Source organism: Rheinheimera sp. (assembly GCF_036568245.1).
Classification (GTDB): domain Bacteria; phylum Pseudomonadota; class Gammaproteobacteria; order Enterobacterales; family Alteromonadaceae; genus Alishewanella.
Genome location: NZ_DATCSY010000057.1, coordinates 1 through 3,678 on the forward strand (window position 1 = coordinate 1; position 3,678 = coordinate 3,678).

Consider the following 3,678-nt stretch of genomic DNA (forward strand, 5'->3'; position numbering starts at 1 on the left):
ATTTATCCGGCAGGTTAAACAGTTCCTTAAACAGCATAATATCAGCCTGTACAGCGAGCATTTAAGTTATTGCTCAGGTAACGGTCATTTATATGATTTGATGCCTATTCCGTTCACACAGGAGGCTGTTCACTATGTTGCTAAACGCATACGTCAGGTGCAGGATATTCTCGAGCAGCCATTGATACTGGAAAATGTGTCCTATTATGCCGCCCCTGGACAGCAAATGTCAGAGCAGGAGTTTACCCTTGCAGTGTTGCAGGAAGCGGATTGCCAGTTGTTGCTCGATGTAAATAATATTTATGTCAATTCAGTGAACCATGGTTATAGCGCGGAGCAGTTTCTGCAGGCGATGCCATCGTCACGTATTGCTTACTATCATGTTGCCGGTCACTTCAAAGAAGCCGAAGACTTGCTGATTGATACGCACGGTACTGCTGTGGCAGACCCGGTTTGGCGATTATTGCAAATGGCCTACAAGCAGCATGGTGTTAAACCAACATTACTGGAGCGGGACTTTAACATTCCAGAGCTTAATGTGTTATGTGAGGAATTAACACACATTAAAGATTTGCAGCATAGCGCTGCCGATAGCATGGTATTAAGGGCGTGATCTGATGCAGTTTCAGCAGGTACAACAGGCATTCGTGGCGGCGGTAAGAAACCCTGAGTTGTCTGTGCCGGCAGATATTGACGAGCGGCGGATGGCGGTATACCGCGAATTGTTATTTAACAATGTACAAAGCTTTGTTGCTAGTGCATTTCCGGTATTACAGTCGTTGTATCGACCAACGGCCTGGCAGGCGTTGGTAAGACAGTTTTTTATGCAGTATTCTTGTTCCAGCCCCTATTTTTTGCATATTGCCGAGCACTTTTTGCATTACTTGCAACAGGAGTATGCGCTTAGCGGCGATGACCCGGTATTTATGCTGGAACTGGCGCATTACGAGTGGGCTGAGTTGTATTTAGCGACAAAAATCTGTGCGTCACAACAACCGGTGCCGGCAGATCAAGTTGCCTCGGTCGCACTGCAGTTATCTGACCTGGCGTTAGTGTTAGCTTACCCTTTTGCGGTGCACCAGATAAGTATCGATTTTCAGCCCGTGTCGGCAGGTGATGTGCAATGTTATCTGTTGTACCGCGATGGCGAAGATGACGTAAAGTTTGTTTTGATTAATCAGCTCACGGCTGCGCTGTTACAGCAGCTGTATCAGGCGCCAGGTGCTACACTGGAACAACTGGTGCAGCAGCTTCAGCCATTATTGCCTCAGTTTGACCGGCAACAGTTATGGCAGGGAGCTGTCAGTGTTATGCAGAGCTTTGCCGCAAAAGGCGTTTTGATGTCTTTTCAAGCGGAGCAAAATTCATTACCATAAACGCCCTTAAACCCGCTGATAACAGAAGAGTAGTGCAATGGCAGGCGAAAATTTTAAAGACTCGTTTAACCTGTGGCAGTTTTTGGCCCTGGTAGCAGTGTTTGTGGCTTTACTGTGTTTGGCACCGATAGTGCGCTGGTTTCAGATCCTGGCATAAGGCACACGGTAAGAATATGAAGGCCGCCTGAGGGCGGCTTTTTTGTCCCAAAAGGGATGCTCAAACAAAAGGTTTCTGATATGGATAAGCAGGCATTAGAGCTTGAATTAAAACAGGTTATTAAGACAGTCGTGGACTACCCCAAGCCGGGCATCGTGTTTCGTGACGTTACCAGCCTGATGCAGGATGGCCCAAGTTTCAAAAAGGTTATTGATGCATTCTGCCACTTCTATGCTGATACAGGCATTACTAAGATTGTTGGCACAGAATCGCGTGGTTTTATCTTCGGTGCTCCGCTGGCTTATGCGATGGGTATTTCGTTTGTGCCGGTACGTAAGCCCGGCAAACTGCCGCGTCAGCGTATCTCGCAAAGCTACCAGCTTGAATACGGTGAAGATGCGCTTGAACTGCATGCAGATGCTATCAGCAGCGGCGACAAAGTATTGTTAGTTGATGACTTACTGGCAACCGGCGGTACCATTGATGCGACAGCTAAACTGGTACGACAATTAGGCGGTACGGTAAATGATGCAGCTTTTGTTATTGCTCTGCCTGAGTTGGGTGGCGTTAAACGGCTGGAGCAAGCCGGATTAAATATCCTTAGTCTGGTTGAGTATAGCGGCGAATAAGTTTAGTCTGTCTGCGTATACAACTACTAAGATATCAGCAGCCGTTATGAGTTATCAGGTTTTAGCACGCAAGTGGCGTCCACAGCATTTTGCCCAGTTAGTTGGGCAGGAGCATGTAAAAAATGCCCTTAGCAATGCCCTGAACAATAACCGGCTGCATCACGCCTATCTGTTTACCGGCACCCGCGGTGTTGGTAAAACCACCATAGCGCGTATTTTTGCTAAAAGTTTAAATTGTGAACAGGGGATCAGTGCAACGCCTTGTGGCCAGTGCAGTGCCTGTGTTGAGATTGATGCTGGCAACTTTGTCGATTTAATGGAAATCGACGCGGCGTCACGCACGAAAGTGGAAGACACACGGGATCTGCTGGATAACGTGCAATATGCCCCCAGCCGTGGCCGCTTTAAAGTGTATCTGATTGACGAAGTGCACATGTTGTCCAAGCATAGCTTTAATGCCTTGCTTAAAACGTTGGAAGAGCCGCCACCGCACGTTAAGTTTTTACTGGCAACAACAGATCCACAGAAATTGCCTATAACGGTACTGTCACGTTGTTTGCAGTTTAATTTACTGGCGCTGAGCCCTCAGCAAATCGAACAGCATCTGGCGTATGTGCTGGAGCAGGAGCATATTCCTTTTGAAGCGGCGGCATTAACGATGCTGGCGCGCGCAGCTAAAGGTAGTTTGCGCGACTCTCTGAGTTTAACCGATCAGGCTATTGCGCAAAGCAATGCAGATATCACAGTAGACACCACACGCAACATGCTTGGCTTTTTGGATCAAAGCTGGGCACAACTGCTGCTGCAGGCGGTTATCGCACAGGATGCAACACAGCTACAAATCCAGCTGGCAGCGCTGGTTCAGCAGCACAGCCATTTCAGCCAGGTGTTAGACGACATGCTGGCGTTGCTGCATTTAACGGCATTAAGTCAGTTTAGCCAAAGCGCTGCAGCTTTTTCTGCACAGCAAGATTATGTAATGCAGCTTGCAGAAAAACTGGCTCCGGCACAGGTGCAACTTTACTATCAATTATTAATAAGCGGTAAGAAAGAACTGCCGTATGCACCAGATCCGTTAACCGGACTGGAAATGGCTCTGTTACGGGCGATGGCTTTTGCTCCTGAGACGCAGCATAAAGTACCCTACTCAGATGCACAGGTGCCAGCCGCTGCGGTAAAAGTGGCGCTAAAGTCTGCTGCTGATACCACAGTACAACATGTTGATTCTGAAAATACGCAGGTTCCGGCCAGCGAAAGCCAAGTCGTTAGTTCAACGTCGCCTGTTATCACTCAGTCAGTGCAAGCGACAACGAAACCAGAGGATGTTGAGGGGATAGACCCGGTTACTGCCCGTATTATGGCCCGACGTGGTGTTCAGATAACCGCAGCTGTACAGGCAAAAAAGTCTGAGCGCCAGCAGGCGCCAGCAAATGCCGCCGACCTAAATCAGGCCACAGCTGTGGCAGCCGGTTCGCAACAAAAAGTGACGCAGGTGAGAGACGTGCAATATGCTTCA

The 3,678-nt window shown here is 48.4% G+C and carries 4 protein-coding genes; all 4 read left to right on the forward strand.

All coding sequences use genetic code 11. From position 1 onward, the window contains the following. A partial coding sequence (locus VIN66_RS02565; RefSeq protein ID WP_331922531.1) for a DUF692 domain-containing protein occupies positions 1–613 on the forward strand: 613 nt, incomplete at its 5' end. A gap of 4 nt (positions 614–617) precedes the next feature. After that, positions 618–1,376, forward strand: a complete 759-nt coding sequence (locus VIN66_RS02570; protein WP_331922532.1) for a DNA-binding domain-containing protein — start codon at positions 618–620, stop codon at positions 1,374–1,376. A 237-nt stretch (positions 1,377–1,613) separates the two neighbouring features. After that, positions 1,614–2,162 (forward strand): adenine phosphoribosyltransferase, encoded by a 549-nt coding sequence (gene apt / locus VIN66_RS02575; RefSeq protein ID WP_331922533.1) that lies wholly within the window; start codon positions 1,614–1,616, stop codon positions 2,160–2,162. A 46-nt stretch (positions 2,163–2,208) separates the two neighbouring features. Continuing rightward, a partial coding sequence (dnaX, locus tag VIN66_RS02580) for a DNA polymerase III subunit gamma/tau (protein WP_331922534.1) occupies positions 2,209–3,678 on the forward strand: 1,470 nt, incomplete at its 3' end.

Bases quoted from the DNA above. Each gene is read 5' to 3' on its own strand.
- VIN66_RS02570 (WP_331922532.1), top strand. From the start codon at position 618: ATGCAGTTTCAGCAGGTACAACAGGCATTCGTGGCGGCGGTAAGAAAC.
- apt (WP_331922533.1), top strand. From the start codon at position 1,614: ATGGATAAGCAGGCATTAGAGCTTGAATTAAAACAGGTTATTAAGACA.